At 72.3% G+C, this 19,163-nt stretch carries 18 protein-coding genes; 10 read left to right on the top strand and 8 right to left on the bottom strand.

Translation table 11 applies throughout. From position 1 onward, the window contains the following. Positions 1-91 precede the first annotated feature (91 nt). Positions 92-2,116 carry a beta-galactosidase gene (locus MB828_RS14550; RefSeq protein WP_301648509.1) on the bottom strand — a complete coding sequence of 675 codons (2,025 nt, stop codon included), beginning with the start codon at positions 2,114-2,116 and terminating at the stop codon, positions 92-94. A 238-nt stretch (positions 2,117-2,354) separates the two neighbouring features. Here MB828_RS14550 and MB828_RS14545 point away from each other — a divergent pair, with 238 nt between their 5' ends. The 6 genes from MB828_RS14545 (at position 2,355) to MB828_RS14520 (ending at position 7,644) form a co-directional block, all read left to right on the top strand. Next, complete coding sequence (locus MB828_RS14545) at positions 2,355-3,674, top strand: ABC transporter substrate-binding protein (protein WP_301648508.1); 1,320 nt, start codon at positions 2,355-2,357, stop codon at positions 3,672-3,674. After that, a complete protein-coding gene (locus MB828_RS14540) occupies positions 3,671-4,645 on the top strand; it encodes a carbohydrate ABC transporter permease (RefSeq protein ID WP_301648507.1) in 975 nt (324 codons plus the stop codon). Before MB828_RS14545 ends, MB828_RS14540 begins: the two co-directional genes overlap by 4 nt. Beyond that, on the top strand, positions 4,642-5,547 hold the full coding sequence (locus MB828_RS14535; RefSeq protein WP_301648506.1) for a carbohydrate ABC transporter permease: 906 nt from the start codon (positions 4,642-4,644) through the stop codon (positions 5,545-5,547). The genes MB828_RS14540 and MB828_RS14535 overlap by 4 nt, the downstream gene beginning before the upstream one ends. Further along, a complete protein-coding gene (locus MB828_RS14530) occupies positions 5,544-6,578 on the top strand; it encodes a LacI family DNA-binding transcriptional regulator (protein ID WP_133025075.1) in 1,035 nt (344 codons plus the stop codon). The genes MB828_RS14535 and MB828_RS14530 overlap by 4 nt, the downstream gene beginning before the upstream one ends. Positions 6,579-6,797: 219 nt before the next feature. Further along, a complete protein-coding gene (locus MB828_RS14525) occupies positions 6,798-7,148 on the top strand; it encodes a VOC family protein (protein WP_133025074.1) in 351 nt (116 codons plus the stop codon). Between the two features lie 97 nt (positions 7,149-7,245). Further along, a complete protein-coding gene (locus tag MB828_RS14520) occupies positions 7,246-7,644 on the top strand; it encodes a MarR family winged helix-turn-helix transcriptional regulator (protein WP_133025073.1) in 399 nt (132 codons plus the stop codon). Positions 7,645-7,705: 61 nt separating this feature from the next. On the opposite strand, the gene MB828_RS14515 is transcribed toward MB828_RS14520, so the two are convergent. Together MB828_RS14515 and MB828_RS14510 are read right to left on the bottom strand one after the other, a co-directional pair. Further along, positions 7,706-8,818: a hypothetical protein gene (locus MB828_RS14515; RefSeq protein ID WP_301648505.1), complete on the bottom strand. Its 1,113-nt coding sequence runs from the start codon at positions 8,816-8,818 to the stop codon at positions 7,706-7,708. A 54-nt stretch (positions 8,819-8,872) separates the two neighbouring features. Further along, positions 8,873-9,274: an SseB family protein gene (locus MB828_RS14510; protein WP_046727803.1), complete on the bottom strand. Its 402-nt coding sequence runs from the start codon at positions 9,272-9,274 to the stop codon at positions 8,873-8,875. Between the two features lie 419 nt (positions 9,275-9,693). Between MB828_RS14510 and MB828_RS14505 the strand changes: the two genes are divergently transcribed. After that, complete coding sequence (locus tag MB828_RS14505; protein ID WP_301648504.1) at positions 9,694-11,109, top strand: family 2B encapsulin nanocompartment shell protein; 1,416 nt, start codon at positions 9,694-9,696, stop codon at positions 11,107-11,109. Positions 11,110-11,124: 15 nt separating this feature from the next. Here the strand turns inward: MB828_RS14505 and MB828_RS14500 are convergent, their stop codons facing one another. Both MB828_RS14500 and MB828_RS14495 read right to left on the bottom strand, forming a co-directional pair. Continuing rightward, positions 11,125-11,688: a cysteine hydrolase family protein gene (locus MB828_RS14500; protein ID WP_301648503.1), complete on the bottom strand. Its 564-nt coding sequence runs from the start codon at positions 11,686-11,688 to the stop codon at positions 11,125-11,127. Continuing rightward, positions 11,685-13,160: a purine-cytosine permease family protein gene (locus tag MB828_RS14495; RefSeq protein ID WP_133025070.1), complete on the bottom strand. Its 1,476-nt coding sequence runs from the start codon at positions 13,158-13,160 to the stop codon at positions 11,685-11,687. Before MB828_RS14495 ends, MB828_RS14500 begins: the two co-directional genes overlap by 4 nt. A gap of 185 nt (positions 13,161-13,345) precedes the next feature. On the opposite strand from MB828_RS14495, the gene MB828_RS14490 reads away from it, so the two are divergent. Together MB828_RS14490 and MB828_RS14485 are read left to right on the top strand one after the other, a co-directional pair. Further along, complete coding sequence (locus MB828_RS14490) at positions 13,346-14,305, top strand: adenylyl-sulfate kinase (protein ID WP_301648502.1); 960 nt, start codon at positions 13,346-13,348, stop codon at positions 14,303-14,305. Positions 14,306-14,429: 124 nt separating this feature from the next. Further along, positions 14,430-14,822: an SCO5389 family protein gene (locus MB828_RS14485; RefSeq protein ID WP_133025068.1), complete on the top strand. Its 393-nt coding sequence runs from the start codon at positions 14,430-14,432 to the stop codon at positions 14,820-14,822. 13 nt (positions 14,823-14,835) lie between these two features. Here MB828_RS14485 and MB828_RS14480 read toward each other — a convergent pair whose 3' ends face one another. Further along, the gene (locus tag MB828_RS14480) at positions 14,836-15,804 is read right to left on the bottom strand and encodes a threo-3-hydroxy-L-aspartate ammonia-lyase (protein ID WP_133025067.1); all 969 of its coding nucleotides are present in this window, start codon (positions 15,802-15,804) and stop codon (positions 14,836-14,838) included. A gap of 88 nt (positions 15,805-15,892) precedes the next feature. Between MB828_RS14480 and MB828_RS14475 the strand changes: the two genes are divergently transcribed. Further along, on the top strand, positions 15,893-16,576 hold the full coding sequence (locus MB828_RS14475) for a helix-turn-helix transcriptional regulator (protein ID WP_301648501.1): 684 nt from the start codon (positions 15,893-15,895) through the stop codon (positions 16,574-16,576). A gap of 12 nt (positions 16,577-16,588) precedes the next feature. On the opposite strand, the gene MB828_RS14470 is transcribed toward MB828_RS14475, so the two are convergent. Then, on the bottom strand, positions 16,589-17,872 hold the full coding sequence (locus tag MB828_RS14470) for a vWA domain-containing protein (RefSeq protein WP_301648500.1): 1,284 nt from the start codon (positions 17,870-17,872) through the stop codon (positions 16,589-16,591). 8 nt (positions 17,873-17,880) lie between these two features. Then, the gene (locus tag MB828_RS14465; RefSeq protein WP_301648499.1) at positions 17,881-19,101 is read right to left on the bottom strand and encodes an AAA family ATPase; all 1,221 of its coding nucleotides are present in this window, start codon (positions 19,099-19,101) and stop codon (positions 17,881-17,883) included. Positions 19,102-19,163 lie beyond the last annotated feature (62 nt).

Below are 19,163 nucleotides of genomic sequence, written 5' to 3'. Positions count from 1 at the left end.
AGGAGCGCCCCTCCGCCCGCGGCTCTCGTGGCACGCGCGGACGGAGGGGAGTCTGGGCGGGCCGGGCGCGGCGCCCGGCCCGCGGCCGGGCTCAGCCGTCGAGCCGTACGACCCGGACGGCGCCCGCCGGGACCGCGAGCCGGCCCGCGGCGCGCTCGCCCGTCAGCAGTTCGGTGCCGTGGGCCTCCAGGGGCACCTTGGCGTCGGTGGCGGTGTGGTTGATCGCGAACAGGAAGGTGCTGCCGGACTCGCCGGTGCGGCGGACCACCTCGACGTCGCGGGGCAGTTCGGCGCGGGGCGCGATCCGGGCGTCCTCGGCGGCCCGGCCGAGCAGCGCGTCCAGGCCGTGCGCGTCGAGGCGGGTCGACACGTACCAGGCGGTGCCCTCCCCCAACTGGTGCCGAGTGACCGCCGGGTGGCCCGCGGTGAGGCCGTCGGCGTAGCTCCAGACGGTCTCGGCGCCGCGCGGCACGACGAACTCGGTCCACACGTCACCGGTCAGCTCGGGTCCTTCGGGGCCGGTCAGCCGTACCGTCCGGTCCTTGAGCAGCGGGGAGAACTCCTCGACCGTGAGGCCGAGGGTCTCGCGCAGCGGGCCCGGGTAGGCGCCCTCGTGCACCGCGTCGTGCTCGTCGACGATGCCGGAGAAGTACGAGACGACGAGTGTGCCGCCGTTCTCGACGTACTCCCTGAGGTTGTCGCCGGCGGCCTCCGTCATCAGGTACAGGGCCGGTACGACGACAAGGGGATAGGCCGACAAGTCGCTTTCCGGGTGGGCGAAGTCGACGGTGAGGTGGCGGTCGTAGAGGGCCTCGTAGAAGGCGTCGGCGCGCTCGCGCGGGTCGTGGTCCTCGCTGGGGCGCCACTGGAGGTTCTGCGCCCACCAGGACTGCCAGTCCCACAGCACGGCGACGTCGGCCTGGGTGCGGGTGCCCTTGATCTGGCTCAACGAGTCGAGGGAGGCGCCGAGTCCGACGACCTCGCGCCACACCCGGGTCTCGGTGCCTCCGTGCGGGAGCATCGCGGAGTGGAACTTCTCGGCGCCGCGCCGGGACTGCCGCCACTGGAAGAACATCGCGCCCTCGGAACCGCGGGCCACGTGGGCGAGGGAGTTGCGGGCCATCTGGCCGGGCGCCTTGGCCGGATTGCGCGGCTGCCAGTTGACGCCCGAGGTGGAGTGCTCCAGGAGCAGCCAGGGGGCGCCGGCGGCGACCGAGCGGGTGAGGTCGGCGGCCATGGCGAGGTTGACGTGGGTGCGGCGGCCGTCGGTGATGAGGTAGTGGTCGTTGGTGACCAGGTCCACCTCGCGGCCCCAGGCCCAGTAGTCGATGGAGTCGCACTGGCTGAGGGCGGTCATGAAGTTGGTGGTCACCGGGACGCCGGGCGAGAGGCGGTGCAGGATGTCCCGCTCCGCGCGGAAGTTCTCGCGGATCGTGGCGTCGGCGAACCGCTTGTAGTCGAGGGCCTGGCCCGGGTTGCCGACGGTCGGGGTGGCGCGCGGCGGGTTGATCTGTGCCAGGTCCGTGTAGTGCTGGCCCCAGAAGGCCGTGCCCCAGGCCTCGTTGACCGCGTCGACCGTGCCGTACGTGTCCGCGAGCCAGCGGCGGAAGTGCGCGGCGCAGGAGTCGCAGTAGCAGGCCGAGACCGGGACACCGTACTCGTTGTGGACGTGCCACAGGGCGAGGGCCGGGTGGTCGCCGTAGCGCTCGGCCAGCCTGGTGGTGATGTTCGCCGCGGCCGCGCGGTAGTCGGCGTTGGAGTGGCAGATGGCGCCGCGCGAGCCGAACTCGTGGCGCACGCCCTCGGCGGTGACCGGCAGGGCCTCGGGGTGCGCCCGGTAGAACCAGGCGGGCGGTGCGACGGTCGGCGTACCGAGGTCGACGCGGATGCCGTTCTCGTGGAGCAGGCCGAGGACCCGGTCGAGCCAGCCGAAGTCGTACTCCCCCGGCGCCGGCTCCAGCAGGGCCCAGGAGAAGATCCCGACGCTCACCATCGTGACCCCGGCCTCGCGCATCAGCCGGACGTCCTCCTGCCAGACGCCTTCCGGCCACTGCTCGGGGTTGTAGTCCCCGCCGAAGGCGAGCCTGGTGAGGCCCCTGGGGCTGGTGTCCGGCATGGATCTCTCCCGTTTAATCGATCATTTGGGAACGTGCACACACATCGTCGGCGGCGTGAGGCCAACATAACCGCACAGCAACAACCATTGACAAGTGTCCGGGATGTTTCTCTACTGTGAACGCTCACAGAGCATGGCACGGACTCGCGACCGTCGAGGTTCCGGGCCTGAGAACGCTCACAGCATCTGCATGGCAGGTTCCCGCGACGGGCGGGGACCCAGGTCATAGGAGAGATCCATGCCGCACACGAAGCGCCGTCGCCTCGTGACAACCGCCGTCGCCGTCTCGCTCGGCGCCACCGCCCTCGCCGCCTGCGGCTCGTCCGACGACGACAGCAAGGCCGACTCCGGTCCGGTCTCGCTGACGTACTGGGCCTGGGCGCCCGGTATGGACAAGGTCGTGGACCTGTGGAACAAGGGCGAGGGCAAGAAGGAGCAGATCACCGTCACGGTGAAGAAGCAGGCGTCCGGCGACACGCTGGTCACCAAGATCCTCACCGCGCACAAGGCGAAGAACGGCCCCGACCTGGTCCAGGCCGAGTACCAGGCGCTGCCGACGCTGGTCAGCAACGACGCCGTCGCCGACATATCCAAGTCGGTCGGCGACGCGAAGTCGAAGTTCGCCGACGGCGTCTGGCAGCAGGTCACGCTGGGCACGGACGCGGTGTACGCGGTGCCGCAGGACATCGGCCCGATGATGTTCTACTACCGCGCGGACCTCTTCAAGAAGTACGGCCTGAAGGTCCCCACCACCTGGGACGAGTTCGCCTCGACCGCCCGCGCGCTGAAGAAGAAGGCCCCGGACGTCGACCTGACCACGTTCTCCGCCAACGACTCCGGTCTCTTCGCGGGCCTCGCCCAGCAGGCCGGCGCCAAGTGGTGGACCACCTCCGGAGACAAGTGGAAGGTCGCCGTCAACGACGCGGCCACCCAGAAGGTCGCCAAGTTCTGGGGCGGCCTGGTCAAGGAGGGCGCGATCGACAACCAGCCGATGTACACCCCGGCCTGGAACAAGGCGCTGGACACCGGCAAGCAGATCGCCTGGGTCTCCGCGGTGTGGGCACCGGGCACGCTGACCACGGCAGCGCCGGACACCAAGGGCAAGTGGGCGATGGCCCCGCTCCCCCAGTGGTCCGCGAACGACGACGTCACCGGCAGCTGGGGCGGCTCCTCCACCGCCGTCACCACCGACTCCAAGCACCAGGAGGCCGCCGCCAAGTTCGCCGCCTGGCTGAACACCGACGGCGACGCGCTCAACGCCCTCGCCAAGGAGGGCGGCATCTACCCGGCGTCCACCTCGGCCCAGCTCAGCGGCGCCTTCTCCAACCCGCCGGAGTACTTCTCGAACCAGGCCGACTTCTACACCGAGGCCGCCAAGATCGCGAAGACCACGGCGCCCTCCGCCTGGGGCCCGAACGTGAACGTCGCCTACACGACCTTCAACGATGCCTTCGGCACCGCGGCGAAGAACAAGTCGGACTTCGTGACCGCCCTGAACACCATGCAGGACGCCACGGTCGCCGACATGAAGAAGCAGGGCTTCGAGGTCTCTCAGTGACCAGCCCCACCGTCCGGAGGTCGTACGGGGTCAAGGGGGCCCCGTACGCCCACCCGTCTCCCACCACCGCCCTCAAACGAGCGCGGAGCGCCCCCTACTTTTTCCTCCTCCCCGCGACCGTCCTCTTCGCCCTGTTCTTCGCGCTGCCCATCGGGTACGCGGTCTGGCTCAGCTTCCGCAAGGTGCACGTCTCCGGTCTCGGCCTCGGCGCGGGCGCCCGCAGCGAGGTCTGGGCCGGCCTGGAGAACTACCGCGACGCCCTCACCGACAACGAGTTCTACAACGGTGCCCTGCGCGTCCTCGGCTACGGCTGCATCGTCGTCCCGGTGATGCTGGGCCTCGCCCTGCTGTTCGCCCTGATGCTCGACTCCGAGCGGGTCCGCCTCGCCCCGTTCACCCGGCTCGCGGTCTTCCTGCCGTACGCCATCCCCGGCGTGGTGGCCGCGCTGCTCTGGGGCTTCCTGTACCTGCCGGACGTCAGCCCCTTCTACTACGTGCTCGCCAAGCTGCACCTGCCGCAGCCCGACCTGCTGGACGGCGGGCCGCTGTACCTCGCGCTCTCCAACATCGCGGTCTGGGGCGGCACCGGCTTCAACATGATCGTCATCTACACCTCGCTGAGAGCCATCCCGGCCGAGGTGTACGAGGCGGCGAAGCTGGACGGCGCCACCCCGCTGCAGACCGCCCTGCGGATCAAGATCCCGATGGTGGCGCCCTCCCTGGTGCTGACCTTCTTCTTCTCGATCATCGCGACGCTCCAGGTGTTCAACGAGCCGATGACCCTCAAGCCCCTGACCAACTCGGTCAGCACGACCTGGAGCCCGCTGATGAAGGTGTACGTCGACGCCTTCGGCAAGGGGGACATCTACTCGGCGGCGGCCGAGGCGACCCTGATCGCCCTCGCCACGCTGGCGCTGTCCTTCGGGTTCCTGCGCGCCGCGAACCGCCGGAACAAGGAGGCAGCGCAGTGAGTTCCGTCGCCGTCCGCAAGGCCGCGCCGGCGGCCGGTACGACGCCCGGCACCGCCCAGGGGCCGCCGCTGCGCCGCCGGGTCGCTCTGATCCCGACGGCCGTCCTCCTGCTGGGCGCGGTCTACACGCTGCTGCCGGTCGCCTGGGTGGTCATCGCGTCCACCAAGTCCGGCAGCGAGCTGTTCTCCACGTTCACGTTCCTGCCCGGCACCGGCTTCACCCAGAACCTGAAGGACCTCAACGCCTACCGGGACGGCATCTACTGGCAGTGGATGGCCAACTCCGCCCTGTACGCCGGTCTCGGTGCCGTGGTCTCGACGTGCGTGTCGGCGGTCAGCGGGTACGCCCTCGCCGTCTACCGGTTCAGGGGCCGCGAGACGATCTTCAACGTGCTGCTCGCGGGCGTCCTGATGCCCCCGGTCATCCTCGCCATCCCGCAGTACCTGCTGCTCGCCAAGGCCAACCTCACGGACTCCTACCTGTCCGTGCTGCTCCCCCAGATCCTCGCCCCGTACGGGGTCTACCTCTCGCGGATCTACGCGGCCGCGGCCGTCCCCGCCGACGTGGTGGAGGCCGGGCGGATGGACGGGGCCGGCGAGTGGCGGATCTTCACCCGGATCGCACTGCCGATGATGGTCCCCGGCATGGTGACGGTGTTCCTGTTCCAGTTCGTGGCCATCTGGAACAACTTCCTGCTGCCGTACATCATGCTGAGCAACGACGAGCGGTTCCCGCTCACCCTCGGTCTGTACACGCTCCTGATGCAGGGCGCCAACACCCCGGCCCTCTACACCCTGGTGATCACCGGCGCGTTCCTGGCCGTGCTGCCGCTCATCGCGCTCTTCCTGGTCGTTCAGCGGTTCTGGAGCCTGGACCTGCTGTCCGGGGCCGTAAAGTCATGACCATGAGCAGTAGTGCGGGGGGCCGCCGCAGACCGCCGACGATCCACGACGTGGCCCGTGAGGCCGGTGTCTCACGGGGCACGGTCTCACGGGTGCTCAACGGCGGCCACTACGTCAGCCCCGCCGCGCAGGAGGCGGTCAACGACGCCATCCGCAGGACGGGTTACGTGGTGAACCGGCACGCCCGGTCGCTGATCACCGGGCGTTCGGACTCGGTGGGCTTCCTGCTCACCGAACCCCAGGAGCGGTTCTTCGAGGACCCCAACTTCAATGTGCTGCTGAGCGGTTGCACCAAGGCACTGGCGAGCCACGACATCCCGCTGCTGCTGATGCTGGCGGGCACGAAGGACGAACGGCGGCGGATCACCCGGTACATCACGGCCGGCCACGTCGACGGGGTGCTGCTGGTCTCCAGTCACTCCGGTGACCCGGTCGCGGAGGAACTGCGCGAGGCGGGCGTGCCGCTGGTCGCCTGCGGCAAGCCGATCGGGCTCGGTTCGAAGGTCGGTTACGTGGCCGCCGACGACCGGGACGGCGCCCGGGACATGGTCCGGCATCTGCTGGCCGTGGGGCGCCGCCGGATCGGCATGATCACCGGCCCGCTGGACACCCCCGGCGGCGTCGAGCGGCTCGCCGGCTACCAGGAGGTCCTCACCGAGGCGGGCGTCGAGATCGACGAGGCGCTGGTGGTGTCCGGGGACTACAGCCGGGCCAGCGGCGCGGCCGGCGCCGAGCGGCTGCTCGCGCAGGCCCCGGACCTGGACGCCGTGTTCGTGGCCTCCGACCTGATGGCCCAGGGCGTGCTGACGGTGCTGGAGCGGGCCGGGAAGCGGGTGCCGGATGACATCGCTGTCGGCGGGTTCGACGACTCCCCGGTGGCCACCGAGGTGAGCCCGGCGCTCACCACGATCCGGCAGCCCTGGGACCGGATCAGCAACGAGATGGTGCGGGTGCTGCTCGCGCAGATCGGCGGGGAGGATCCGGCGGCGGTGATCCTGCCGACGGAGCTGGTCGTTCGCGACTCCGCGTGAGGGGGGCCGGGCGCCGCAGGGGGTGCCTGGAATGGCGTCGGGCGTCTGCCGCGCCGTCGTGGCTGGTCGCGCAGTTCCTCGCGCCCCTTCGGGGGCGCCTGCCGGCGGGGCGTGTCAGTCGGTCAGGATCGGAGAAGCCGTGGTGGGGGTGCCCGGCCTAGCGTGGGATCACCGACGGGGAACGCGTCGGGCCACGCAGGGCGACAAGGAGAAGGTCCCATGACCGCAGGCATCCAGACGATCATCTACCCGGTGAAGGACGCGGAGCGTGCCAAGGCCGTGTTCGGGGCGCTGCTGGGCGCCGAGCCGTACGCCGACACGCCCTACTACATCGGGTACAAGGCCGCCGGGCAGGACGTCGGCCTGGATCCGAACGGGCACGCCCAGGGGCTGACGGGGCCGACGCCGTTCTGGCACGTCACCGATCTGCGGGAGCGGCTGGCGGCCTTGCTGGCGGCGGGCGCCGAGCTCGTGCAGGACGCACGGGACGTCGGCAACGGCCGGCTGATCGCCTCGGTCAAGGACGCCGACGGCAACATGGTGGGACTGCTCCAGGACCCGGTCGCCTGAGCGTCCCCGTGGCGTCACGGGACACCACCCCACGACTGCTTGCACCCGCACTAGTTGCACACTCAACAATTGGCCGGAACAGTGCTACCGTGCGGGTATGGCAGTCAAGACGGCCGAGGCCCGGCTCGAAGACCGGTGGCGGGACATCCTGTCGGTGCACGCGCGCACGATGTGCGAGATCGACCGGGTGCTGCATCCGCACGGGCTGGGCGCGAGCGATTTCGAGGTGCTCGACCTGCTGGCCACCGAGACCCCGGCCGACGGTGACCAGTGCCGGGTGCAGAACCTGGTGGGACGGGTGCATCTGAGCCAGAGCGCGCTGTCCCGGCTGATCGGGCGGCTGGAGAAGGACGGCCTGGTCGAGCGGTCGGTCTGCGTCGAGGACCGGCGGGGCGTGTGGGTCGCGCTCACCGCCAGGGGCCGCGCCCTGCACGCCGAGGTACAGCCCCTCCAGCGCGCGGTGCTGGAGCGGATGCTGGAGCACCCCGCCGGCTAGAGCCGTCCAGAGGGCGCACTCGATGCCGCCCCTGGAGGGATCTTCCTTCAGTGGGGCCGGGTTACCCGTGGCCGGGGGGAGCTTCCGGCCGTCCTTCGCCGGGCCGCCGGTCCATCGGGCGGCGGGGCGGGATCGGCTGTGACGGGAAGTCGCGGGGGCCGGTCCACAGGGCCGGTACGGCGTCGCAGCGACGGCACAGCTCGTAGGCGACGGCCTCGTAGTTGACCCGCCAGCCGTGGAAGTGCGGCCACGCCTCCGCGGGGCTGCGCTCGGCCCGGAAACCGGTCTTCTCCAGCATGGCCACGGCCTCCTCGAACTCCGCGTACGTCAGGTCGATCGGGGCGTCCGGGGCCGGGTCGGTGTCGAAGCTCGCCCGTACCGAGGCGGCGATGTCGCGCAGCGCGGTGAAACCGGCCCGCAGCACCAGGCGGGCCGCGGGCGGCGCGGAGGCCGGGGAGAGGGCGAGCTGCATGGCGGCGGCGTCCATGACGGCGATCAGGCCGACCAGCCAGCTGCGGTAGGGGCGGGGCGAACGGAACGCCAACAGCACCGGGTAGGTGGCGTGGCTCTCCCCCATGTCCGCGGCCAGCCGCTCCCAGGCCCGGTACAGCTCGGGCAGCGCGGTCTCGGTGTCGACCAGCCACTGCCGGGCGAGGATCTCCGGGCCCCAGGCGGGCTCGCCGGCCCGCGACTGGAGCAGGGTGACCTCCAGTTCACGGCGGTTGTAGGCCGCGTACAGGGTGGGGAGGTAGGCGATCTGCAGGGCGATGACGACGGGTCCGGTGGCGGCGGCGACGAAGTCGAGCGCGGACAGCCGCAGCCGGGCGCCGCTGGCGAATCCGAGCGTGAAGAGGCTGGAGCCGGCCTCTCGGAAGGCGGTGCTCCAGGACAGCGGGGAGAAGGCGTACAGCAGCATGCCGAAGCCGAGGAACACCCCGCCGAGCCAGGCGGCGAGCATGCCGATCAGCATCAGCGGGGCGAGCCAGGTCAGCGCGCGGTCGATGGCGCGGTAGCCGCCGCGGTGGGCGACGAGGCAGAGCATCCGGCGCAGGGTCGCCCACAGCCGGTACACCAGTACGGAGTACAGGCCTCTGGGAACGACGAGCGTGCGCAGGATGCTGCGCAGGACCAGGATCAGTACCAGGCCCCCGGCCACCCCGGAGATCCATTCCATGGCGCCATTCTGGCCCGCACGGCGGTCTCCTGGTGACCGGAACCCTGCGTGGCGTCAGCCCGCCGACGGGGCGAGCAGGGTGCGCACTCCCTCCGAGGTGAGCGTCAGCGCGTGGGCGGAGCTGCCGTCGATCGCGAGCGACAGGTTGTCCTCGGGCCACTGCGAGGCGAGCGCGCCGAGCGGCACCACACGGTAGCGGGAGACGGTCGGCAGCAGGCCGGTCAGCTCTCCCTCCGAGGTGAACACGGGGACGACGGGGTCGCCGTCGGGCCGTTCCAGGACGGGCAGCGCGATCATCGCGGGGTCGGCCGTCTCGCCGGCGTCGTCCGGCACCGGGACGAGGACGTCGCTGTGGGCGAGGGTGTCCAGGGCGGTGCGGTCCTCGGCGTTCACGGCCAGCGTGTCGAGCGCCCGCTGGGCCGGCGTCGGGAAGTCGTCGTGTGCGGGTGTCTCCATTGCAGATCCCCAGATAGGTGGCGGTACCGGCCGGATCCGGCAGGTCGCCGGGCGGCCACGGCTCGCGTACCCGATCGGCGTCGGGGCATGCGCCGGGACCACCAGGGCTTTCCAGGGGATCAACGGGATGCCGCCGGCGGGCAGGCCGCACCGGCCCCGGCCGACGGCGAGCGGATGCGGCGCCGCTTCCGGGACGCGGCGAATTCAGCACGGCGTGCGGAGCACGTCCCGACCGAAACCGCCAACCGGGGTGGCGGGGGGCGGAACGGGGGTGGTGCGGGGGCAGTTCCCGGTGGCACGTGCCTCGCGCTCCGTCACCCGGCATCACTCACGGCCCGGGAACAGGGGTAGGGCTAGCCGCGGAAGGTGACGGTCCGCATTCGCTCCGTCACGCCTGCGACAGGAGAGAAGGAAAAGTCATGTCGGTCGAGACCGGTACGGCGCCCGCGGCGGGCGCCGAGGAGCGGGAGCAGCAGAGCCTCGGTACCGCGGCGGCACGGAATCTCACGACGACGACCAAGTCCACACCCCAGATGCAGGAGATCAGCTCACGGTGGCTCACGCGGGCGCTGCCGTGGGTGGACGTGCCGGGCGGCACCTACCGCGTCAACCGCCGGCTGTCCTACCGGGTGGGCGACGGGCGGGTGACCTTCGTGCAGACCGGCGCGCAGGTCAGTGTGATCCCCGCCGAGCTGGGCGTACTGCCGCTGCTGCGCGGCTTCGAGGACGGCACCGCGCTCCAGGCACTGGCGGCGCGGTTCGAGCAGCGGGAGTACGCGCCGGGGCAGGTGCTCGTGTCGGCGGGCCGGCCCGCCGACCACGTGTACCTGATCGCGCACGGCAAGGTGGAGCGGATCGGCGAGGGGCCGTACGGCGACGAGGCGGTCGTCGGGCTGCTCGCGGACGGCGACACCTTCGGCGGCCACGTGCTCGCGGGTCCGGACGGCGCCTGGGACTTCACGGCCCGCGCGGCGACGGCCACCACCGTGCTCGAGCTGCCGCACACGGCCTTCGCGGAGGTGGCGGGCCGCCACGCCGACCTGCGGGCGCATGTCGAACTGGCGAGCCTGGACGGCCACCGGGACACCAACGCCTTCGGCGAGGCCGGGATCGCGCTCAGCGCGGGCCACACGGGCGAGCCGGACATCCCGCACACCTTCGTGGACTACGAACCGGCGCCGCGCGAGTACGGACTGAGCGTCGCGCAGACCGTGCTGCGCGTGCACTCCCGGGTGGCCGACCTCTACAACCAGCCGATGAACCAGACCGAGCAGCAGCTCAAGCTCACCGTCCAGGTGCTGCGGGAGCGCCAGGAGCACGAGCTGGTCAACAACCGGGACTTCGGACTGCTCCACAACGCCGACCACGGCCAGCGGATCTCCACCCACGCGGGCCCACCGACCCCCGACGACCTCGACGAGCTCCTCGGCATGCGGCGCGAGACGACCCACCTGTTCGCGCATCCCAAGGCGATCGCCGCGTTCGGCCGCGAGTGCAACCGGCGCGGTCTGTACTTCGGCAGCGTCGAGATCGGCGGCCACCACCTGCCGGCCTGGCGCGGGGTGCCGCTGCTGCCCTGCGGCAAGATCCCGGTCTCGCCTTCGCGTACCTCCTCCATCATCGCGCTGCGGGCCGGCGAGCAGAACCAGGGCGTGGTCGGCCTCTTCCAGACCGGTCTCCCCGACGAGGTGGAGCCCGGCCTGAACGTCCGCTTCATGGGCATCAACGAACAGGCCGTCATCTCCTACCTGGTCAGCACCTACTACTCGGCGGCGGTCCTGGTCCCCGACGCCCTCGGCGTCCTGGAGAACGTGGAGGTGTCACGCCGGGACTAGGGGCTGTCCGCCGGATCATGCCGCAGACGGCCCCTGGCCCAGCAGTTCGGCCACGGTCGTCAGGCGGATCAGGGGGGCGTACAGGTCAAGGAGCTGGAGGGCCTTGGTGTGGGTGTCGTCGGTGGCGCCCGCGCAGGCGTCCGTGACGACCACGACCTCGACTCCGGCGTCGGCCGCGGGCAGCGCGGTGGACAGCACGCAGCAGTCGGTGCTGACGCCGGTCAGGACGAGGCGGCCGTACGGGGCGGTGCGGGCGGCGAGTTCGGGGGTCCACTTGCCGAACGTCGGGGCGTCGAGGACGACTTCGGCGCTGTCGGTGAACTCGTCGGTCAGACTCCAGAGTCCGGCGTCGGGAGCCTGGCGGGCGAAGGGCCACCGGTCGTAGTAGGCCCGCCAGGCGCCGGTGGGGCGGGCGGGGGCGACGAAGCGGGTGAAGACGGTGCGGTGCGCGAAGGCGGGGAGGAGACGTCGTACGCCTGCCGCCGCCTCGGTGTAGCGCGGGGCGGCCCAGGCGCTGGCGGGGTCCGCGAAGACGTGCTGCATGTCGATGACGGCCAGCAGGCCGGGCGGGGCGGTCACGCGGTCGCCGCCGGTGCGCCCGAGGGCTCGGCCTCCTGGGCGCGGACCCGGCCGCGGGCCAGGGCCAGGGTGCCGAGGAAGCCGAGCGCCAGGGCGGCGAGGACACCCAGGTTGGCGTAGGCCCAGGCACCGGATCTGCCGCCGAGGCCGAGCGGGCCCAGCAGGTAGCCCTGCCAGGTCAGCCAGCTCGCGGCGGTGTTGGTGACCAGGCCCCAGCCGAGCGCGGTGGCGGCGACGGTGAGGAGCAGCGGCAGGAGCGGCACGTCGCCGTAGCGGCCGGCCGGGCGGTACAGGTCCGCCTCGTCGTAGTCGCGGCGGCGCAGTGCCAGGTCGGCGAGCATGATGCCGCACCAGGCGGCGATCGGGACGCCGAGGGTGGTGAGGAAGCCCATGAACTGGCCGAGGAAGTCGTCCGCGAAGAAGACGATGTAGACCGCGCCGGCGATCATCAGCACGCCGTCGACCAGCGCGGCCAGGTAGCGCGGCACCCGCAGGCCCGCGGAGAGCAGGGCGAGGCCCGAGGAGTAGATGTCCAGGACCGCGCCGCCGACCAGGCCGAGGACGGCGACGACGGCGAACGGGACCAGGAACCAGGTGGGGAGGATGGTCGTGAGCGCGCCGATGGGGTCCGCCGCGATCGCCTTGTCCAGGGTCTCGGAGGATCCCGCGAGCAGGAGGCCGAAGACCAGCAGGAGCAGCGGGGCGACGGAGCCGCCGAAGGTGGTCCAGCCGATCACGCCCCGGCTGGAGGAAGTGCGCGGCAGATAGCGGGAGTAGTCGGCGGCGGCGTTGACCCAGCCGAGGCCGAAGCCGGTCATCATGAACACCAGCGCGCCGATGAACTGTTGGGCCGAGCCGGACGGGACGGCGCTCACCGTGGCCCAGTGGACGTGGTCGGCGACCAGCACGACGTAGACGACCGTGAGGACGCCGGTCACCACCGTGATCACGGTCTGCAGCCGCATGATCAGGTCGAAGCCCATCACGCCGCCGGCCACGGTCAGGGCGCAGACCACGATCAGGGCGACCACCTCGGTCTCGGTGCCGCCGCCCCAGCCGAGCCGGGTGAAGACGGTCGCGGTGGCCAGGGTGGCGAGGGCGGTCAGCACGGTCTCCCAGCCGACGGTCAGCACCCAGGAGACCACCGAGGGCAGCCGGTTGCCGCGCACGCCGTAGGCGGCCCGGCTGAGCACCATCGTGGGTGCCGAGCCGCGTTTCCCGGCGACCGCGACGAAACCGCAGAGCAGGAAGGAGACGACGATCCCGAGGACGCCGGCGGCCAGCGCCTGCCAGAACGAGATGCCGAAGCCGAGCGCGAACGCGCCGTAGCTCAGTCCGAGGACGGACACGTTCGCACCGAACCAGGGCCAGAACAGGGTGCGCGGGGTGCCCTTGCGGTCGGCGTCGCCGATGACGTCGAGGCCGTGCGTCTCGACCTGGAGCTGTCGGCCGGTTTCCGGTGTGTCCGCCATCGTCGACCCATCTGTCCAGGTGTGTTGGCTGGAGGCTAGGTCGGCGGCCGTCGGGGGTCAAGGCGGATTCGATCAGGCGCCGGGCCTGCGGGTCCCCCGTCGGGGCGAACCGATTTGACACCGCCGCACACCCCTCAGCACTCTATGATCATGACATCCATTTTCAACAGGAGGTCCGATCAGCGATGCGTGTGGCTTTCGTCGGCAAGGGCGGCAGTGGCAAGACGACCCTGTCGGCCCTCTTCGCCCGTCACCTGGCACGGTCCGGCGCGCCGGTCGTGGCGATCGACGGCGACATCAACCAGCACCTCGCCCACGCTCTCGGCCTCGACGAGGACGAGCCGTTCCCGGCGCCGCCGCTGAGCGCGCGCACCGGCGAGATCAAGGACTTCCTGCGCGGCACGAACCCCCGGATCACCTCCCGGGAGGCCATGGTCAAGACGACACCGCCGGGGCGCGGTTCACGGCTGCTGCGGCTGCTGGGCGACGACGAGGTGCACTCCCGGCACGTCCAGGAGGTCGGCGGGGTGCCGCTGATGGTCACGGGGGCGTTCGCCGACGGCGACCTCGGGGTGTCCTGCTACCACTCCAAGCTCGGCGCGGTGGAGCTCTACCTCAACCATCTGGTGGACGGTCCGGGCGAGTACGTGGTCGTCGACATGACCGCGGGCGCCGACGCCTTCGCCTCCGGCCTGTTCACCCGGTTCGACATGACCTTCCTGGTGGTCGAGCCGACCCGCAAGAGCCTGTCCGTGTACCGCCAGTACCGTGACCACGCTGCCGAGTTCGGGATCCCGGTCGCCGTGGTCGGCAACAAGGTGACCTCCGCGGACGACCTCGCCTTCCTGCGTGAGCGGGTGGGTGACGACCTCCTCGCCCACTGCGGGCTGTCCCCGTACGTCCGGGCCCAGGAACAGGGCCGCCGCGACGGAGCGCTGGAGGCGCACAACTCGCGGGCCCTGGACCGGTTGCGGGCCGCCGTCGACGCGCGGGCCAAGGACTGGGACGCCTTCCAGCGGCACGCCGTGGAGTTCCACCTGCGCAACGCCGCCGCCTGGGCGGACGCGGCCACCGGCGAGGACCTGTCGGCCCAGGTCGACCCGGACTTCCGCCACGGACCGGCGGCGCTGCCCGCCTTCGCCTGACGCCTCGGTGCGCTTTTCTCCGCACCGCCGAGCGCCGAGGAACCCCCGCCGAAGACCGACACCCACCGAAGAGCAACACCGACCGAAGAGCAACACCCCACCGAAGAGAACAGGAAACCGTCACATGTCGCTGGACGTCTCCCCGCAGCTGCTCGCCGAAGCCGAGAACGGCGCGGTGCGGGAGGAGGACTTCGTGGAAACCGTCCGTACGTCGCTGCCGTACGCGTACGACCTGATCGCCCGGCTCAGCACCGAACTGCGCTCCGGGAGCGCCGAGTTCGCCGACAACCAGACGCCGCCGCCGTCGGAGCGGGAGCGCGGGCAGCTGCTGCGGGCGCTGTCCTCCGACGCGATCCGGGGCAGCCTGGAGCGGCACTTCGGGGTCGCCCTCGCGTTCCAGAACTGCCACCGGGTCGCGGTGTTCCCGCCGGAGGCCCGGGGCGGCCGGACGCACCTGCGCTTCACCTCGACGCGCGCGCAGATCCTCAACCAGTCCCCGGAGTTCCGCGACTGCTGACCCGGCGGTCCGCTCAGCCGGTGACGAGTTCGGCGAACCGCTCCGCTCCCACGTTGCCGCCGGAGAGGATCACGCCGACGCGGCGCGGCAGCGGTGTCACCCGGTGGGCGAGCAGCGCGGCCAGACCACTGGCGCCGCTGGGCTCCACGACGGTCTTCAGCCGCTCGAAGGCGAACCGCATCGCGTCCCGGATCTGGTCGTCGCTCACCAGTGAAATGCCGTCCACCAGGCGCTGGTTGACGGAGAAGGTCAGCTCGCCGGGGATGTCCGCGGCCTGACCGTCGGCGATGGTCCGGGGCACCGGGACGGACACCCGGTGCCCCGCCTCCAGGGACCGCCTGGTGTCGTCCCCGGCCTCCGGCTCGACCCCGACGACCCGGATCCCCGGCAGCAGCCCCTTGGCGGCGGTGGCGCTGCCGGCGATCAGCCCGCCGCCGCCGACCGGCACCACCAGGGCGTCCAACTCACCCACTTCCTCGATGAGTTCGAGAGCGGCGGTGCCCTGGCCCGCGATCACGTGCGGGTGTTCGTACGGCGGGACCAGGGCGAGTCCGCGGTCGGCCGCGAGGGCCTCGCCGATGGCGACCCGGTCGCCGGTGTAGCGGTCGTAGGTCACGATCTCCGCGCCGTATCCGGCGGTCGCGTCCAGCTTCGCGCGCGGGGTGTCCTCGGGCATCACGATGACGGCGGTGGTGCCGAGTTCCCGGGCGGCGAGGGCGACGGCCTGGGCGTGGTTGCCGGAGGAGTAGGCGGCGACACCCCTGGCCAGCTGCTCGGCGGACAGCCGGGACACGGCGTTGTAGGCACCCCGGAACTTGAAAGCGCCGATGCGCTGGAGGTTCTCGCACTTCAGGAAGACCTCGGCGCCGACCAGCGCGTCCAGGGTGCGCGAGCGCAGCACGGGGGTGCGGTGGGCGACCCCCTTGATCCGCGCGGCCGCGTCGTGCACGTCCTGGAGAGTCACGGGCGGGGTGTCGGGCATGTTCGTCCTCCGGTTCGACGTCAGTCGTCTAGACTTATTGTCTATCATCTGGACGTAAAGTCCAGACCCGACCGGAGTGAGGGCACCGATGCCACAGGGATCGGCACGAGAGGCGGCCGGCGAGACGGCGGTGCGCACCGAGCAGGACGCGATCATCGCGGCGCTGGCACCGGTCGTCGACGGGATCGTGGCGACCTTCGGATCCTTCTGCGAGGTCGTGGTCCATGACTTCCGCCGCCCGGAGCGGTCGGTCGTCGCCATCGCCGGCTCGGTCACCGGGCGGGCGGTCGGCGGGTCGATGAGCGAGATCGGGATGAAACTGCTGGCGGCCGGCGACCAGGCGGACGACGAGCTGAACTACCTGACCCGCACCCGGGAGGGGAAGCTGGTCAAGTCCTCCACGATGGTGCTGCGCGACTCGGCCGGCACCGCGTTCGGGGCGCTGTGCGTGAACCTGGACGTCACCGCCGTGAACCAGGTGCACGTCCTGGTCGGCGGACTGGCCGGGGTCACCGCCGTGCCCGGGGCGCCGCCGACCACCACGTTCGGCGACGACGTCACCGCCGTGCTGGACTCGATCGTCGACGCCCGCCAGCTCCGCGAGCACAAGCCGTGGGACCAGCTCAGCCGCGCGGAGCGGGTCGAGCTCTTCGGTGACCTGGACCGGCAGGGCGTCTTCGCGGTGCGCGGCGCGGTGCAGCAGGTCGCCGCGCGCCTGGGCATCTCCCGGGCCTCCGCCTACAACTACCTCGCCGCCACCCGCGCCGGCTGACCCGCGGCCCGGTCAGCCGATGTCGACGACGCGGGCCCACGCGGGCGGCGCGTCCGGCACGTAGCCGTCCTCGCTCCACGAGCCGCCGTACCCCCGCGGGAACAGGCCCACCACCGTCCGGCACGGCGGCTGCGCCTGCGGCCAGGGCGTCTGCCCGTCGGTCAGGGCCACCACGACGTCCGGCGCCGGGCGGGCCCGCAGCGCTCTGGCGAAGCCCGCGCGCAGGTCGGTGCCGCCGCCGCCGACCAGCGGGATGCCCTCCGCCCGGCAGAGCGGGTGCGCGGTCCGGGCGGCCGCGTCGCAGGAGACCACGGACACCAGGTCCCGGCGGCCGCCGACGGCCCGTGCGATCGCCGCCACCTCCAGCAGGGCGGCGCCCAGTTCGGCGTCGCTGACCGACGCGGAGGTGTCGATGACGACACAGACCCGGGGCGGCCGGCGGCGCAGGCTGGGCAGGACCACGCCGGGCAGCGCGGCCGAGCGGCGCGCGGGGCGTCCGTAGCTGTAGTCGTCGCCCGCGCCCGCGGCCGAGACCGCCGAGCGGACCGCCGCGCCCAGCAACTCCCGCCAGGGCTGCGGCGGCTGGAAGGCCTCCTCGGCCCAGCGCCGCCAGCCGTCCGGGGTGCTGCCCGGGCGGCCGGTGATGGCCTGCGCGACCCGGAACCGGACCCCGTCCCGCTCCTGTTCACTGAGACCGTGCGCGCCGTCGGGCCCCAGGTCCCATTCGCGCTCCCGGCCGTCGGCGCCGCTGCCGCAGTCGAGCCAGGTGAGGTCCTGGGTCAGCGGTCCGAGCCGGAACAGCCGCAGGTAGTCCTCCATGAGCAGGCCCTCGTCCAGTCTCAGCGTCCGCGGCCGGATCGCGCCGTCCGGCCGGGCCAGGCCGTCGCCGTACGCGTCGTCGTTGATCTCCAGGTCCGCCGCGATGTTCATCCGCAGCCGCTCGCCGGGGCCGGTCAGCCCGCGTTCCCGTGCCACCCGGTCACTGCGGGTGTGGTGGTCGCGCAGCAGGTGGGACACCTCGTGCACCCACACCCCGGCCAGGTCCTCCACCGGCATCCGGGCCACGAAGGCAGGCGAGACGTAGCACCGCCAGTGCCGGTCGACGGCCATGGTGGGAACCTGCCGGGACGCCACGACGTGCAGCGCGAACAGGGCGGTGGCGAGGTAGGGGCGGGCGCGGGCGGCCTGGAGCCGGGCGGCGTACAGCTTGTCCAGGTCCAGAACACCGCCCGTCGTGGCGCCGCCCGTCGTGGTGGCGGTCGTCGTGGCACCGCCCGTCGTGGGGGCGGTCGTCATGGGGGCGGTCATCGGGTCGCCCCCTGGGCCGCGATCCGTGCGGCGGCCCGGTCGGCGCGCCGGGAGACGGACACCGCTCCGGCGAGCCGCTCGACCGCCTCCGGTACGTCCCAGTCGTCCCGGCGCAGCGCGGCCAGGGTGGTGGCGGGGACCACCACCAGGTCGGGAGCGCCGGTGTCCAGGGCCCGCACCAGCAGGGCCCAGGCGGCGTCCCAGCGGGCCCGGTCCGGTCGTTCGCGGACCGCCGCGACCACGCCGTCCAGCACGGCCTGCCGCAGGTCACCGCGTTCGGGCAGGTCGGCGGCGGCCGGGTCGGCGAGCAGCGTCTCGGGGTCGGGCAGCTCCAACCGGTCGACGCTCGCCAGCAGTTCGAGCCCCGGGCCGTCCCCGACGGTGCCCCGGACCAGCAGCGAGAGCACGTCCCGGGAGGCACCGGCGGCACGGGCGAAGGCGACCAGGCGCAGCGTCATGTCCCAGCTGCGGGGCGACGGCCAGGCACCGCCGCGCCGGGTCTCGCCGCTGGGCAGGCGGTGGACGAGCGTGGGGCGGGTGGCCAGCAGCCCACAGACCGCGCGGCGCGCGAAGTCCACGGCGGCCGGCAGCCGGTCCGGGTCAAGCCGGGGCAGGGTCGCCCGCGGCCAGGTACCGCCGAGGCCGCGTACGACGACCTCGTGGTCGTGGGCCCACTGGAGGTGCACGAACCGGTTGGCCAGCGGCGGGCTCAGCTCCCAGCCGTCGGCCGCCGAGGACCGCGGGTTGGCGGCGGCCACGATCCGGACGCCGGGCGGAAGTCGCAGGGCGCCGACGCGGCGCTCCAGGACCAGCCGGAGGAGAGCGGCCTGCACGGCGGGCGGCGCGGTCGACAGTTCGTCGAGGAACAGCAGGCCCCGGCCCGCCCGCACCAGCCGTACCGCCCAGTCCGGCGGGGCCATGGGGACGCCCTGGACGGCGGGGTCGTCCCCCACGACGGGCAGCCCGGCGAAGTCGGACGGCTCGTGCACGCTGGCGATCACGGTGGTCAGGGGCAGGTCGAGGGCGGTGGCCAGCTGGGCGATGGCGGCGGTCTTGCCGATGCCGGGCTCGCCCCACAGCAGGACCGGCAGGTCGGCGGCGACGGCCAGGGTGAGCGCCTCCAGCTGGGAGTCGCGGCGGGGTTCGGTGGCGGAGTCGCCGAGCAGCGTCAGCAGGTCGTCGGCTACGGCGAGTTGGTCGGAAACGTGCGTGGGCATGTCTGATCACCTTGGGGTGTGAAGGGGRGGGGGCGGGGGTCAGCGCCAGGCGGCGGGGCGGG

Source organism: Streptomyces arenae (assembly GCF_022343545.1).
GTDB lineage: Bacteria > Actinomycetota > Actinomycetes > Streptomycetales > Streptomycetaceae > Streptomyces > Streptomyces humi.
Note: the sequence above shows the minus strand (reverse complement) of the source record. Positions and strands in the feature narration are given on the sequence as shown.

Excerpts from the sequence above, each read along its gene's own strand:
- MB828_RS14550 (WP_301648509.1), bottom strand. The coding sequence starts at position 2,116 with ATGCCGGACACCAGCCCCAGGGGCCTCACCAGGCTCGCCTTCGGCGGG.
- MB828_RS14545 (WP_301648508.1), top strand. The coding sequence starts at position 2,355 with ATGCCGCACACGAAGCGCCGTCGCCTCGTGACAACCGCCGTCGCCGTC.
- MB828_RS14530 (WP_133025075.1), top strand. The coding sequence starts at position 5,544 with ATGACCATGAGCAGTAGTGCGGGGGGCCGCCGCAGACCGCCGACGATC.
- MB828_RS14525 (WP_133025074.1), top strand. The coding sequence starts at position 6,798 with ATGACCGCAGGCATCCAGACGATCATCTACCCGGTGAAGGACGCGGAG.
- MB828_RS14520 (WP_133025073.1), top strand. The coding sequence starts at position 7,246 with ATGGCAGTCAAGACGGCCGAGGCCCGGCTCGAAGACCGGTGGCGGGAC.
- MB828_RS14515 (WP_301648505.1), bottom strand. The coding sequence starts at position 8,818 with ATGGAATGGATCTCCGGGGTGGCCGGGGGCCTGGTACTGATCCTGGTC.
- MB828_RS14510 (WP_046727803.1), bottom strand. The coding sequence starts at position 9,274 with ATGGAGACACCCGCACACGACGACTTCCCGACGCCGGCCCAGCGGGCG.
- MB828_RS14505 (WP_301648504.1), top strand. The coding sequence starts at position 9,694 with ATGTCGGTCGAGACCGGTACGGCGCCCGCGGCGGGCGCCGAGGAGCGG.
- MB828_RS14495 (WP_133025070.1), bottom strand. The coding sequence starts at position 13,160 with ATGGCGGACACACCGGAAACCGGCCGACAGCTCCAGGTCGAGACGCAC.
- MB828_RS14490 (WP_301648502.1), top strand. The coding sequence starts at position 13,346 with ATGCGTGTGGCTTTCGTCGGCAAGGGCGGCAGTGGCAAGACGACCCTG.
- MB828_RS14485 (WP_133025068.1), top strand. The coding sequence starts at position 14,430 with ATGTCGCTGGACGTCTCCCCGCAGCTGCTCGCCGAAGCCGAGAACGGC.
- MB828_RS14480 (WP_133025067.1), bottom strand. The coding sequence starts at position 15,804 with ATGCCCGACACCCCGCCCGTGACTCTCCAGGACGTGCACGACGCGGCC.
- MB828_RS14475 (WP_301648501.1), top strand. The coding sequence starts at position 15,893 with ATGCCACAGGGATCGGCACGAGAGGCGGCCGGCGAGACGGCGGTGCGC.
- MB828_RS14470 (WP_301648500.1), bottom strand. The coding sequence starts at position 17,872 with ATGACGACCGCCCCCACGACGGGCGGTGCCACGACGACCGCCACCACG.
- MB828_RS14465 (WP_301648499.1), bottom strand. The coding sequence starts at position 19,101 with ATGCCCACGCACGTTTCCGACCAACTCGCCGTAGCCGACGACCTGCTG.